General features: G+C 41.6%; 1 pseudogene. It reads left to right on the top strand.

Annotated features, from left to right (window positions below):
* Positions 1-76: 76 nt before the first annotated feature.
* Positions 77-644 (top strand): annotated as a pseudogene (locus tag CWC03_RS22885) (transposase); the annotation flags it as partial.

The raw sequence follows: 644 nt of genomic DNA, 5'->3' as shown, positions 1-644 counted from the left end.
TGTAGTGGCATAGTTAATTTGGCCACCCATTAAGAAAGAAATGTTATGCTATTTGCATACAAATTTGGGTGAAAAGATGACGAAATTAAAACGCGCAACGTATTCTGCTGCAATCAAATTAGAAACAGCTCAGCTTGTAGTTGATCAAGGCTACACGCAAGAAGATGCAGCCAAAGCTATGGGGGTTGGTAAATCAACTGTAAGTAAATGGGTAACTCAATTAAAGCAAGAACGGAATGGCCAGTCCCCATTAGCTTCACCAATGACACCCGAACAAATTGAAATCCGCGAACTTAAAAAGCAAATCCAACGAATTGAATTAGAAAAGGATATATTAAAAAAGGCTACCGCTCTCTTGATGTCCGACTCCCTGAACAATTCTCGTTAATTGAGAAATTAAATCAACGAGAGCGTTACCCAATTAGCGTGTTGTGTAGCGTATTCAATGTGCATCGCAGCAGCTATAAATATTGGGCCATACGGGATACAACGCCTACACCAGAGCAAATAAGGCTAGAAGCTGAAGTTAAAGCCATACATGCAATGAGCGGCGGTTCAGCTGGGGCACGGACAATCGCAGCAATCGCAACGAATAACGATTTTGAATTAAGCCGTTATCGCGCCGCTAAGCTAATGGTTAAACT

Origin of the sequence: Pseudoalteromonas sp. S2755, assembly GCF_005886535.1 — a bacterium.
Lineage (GTDB): Bacteria > Pseudomonadota > Gammaproteobacteria > Enterobacterales > Alteromonadaceae > Pseudoalteromonas.
This window is presented reverse-complemented; position numbering and strand designations above follow the sequence as displayed.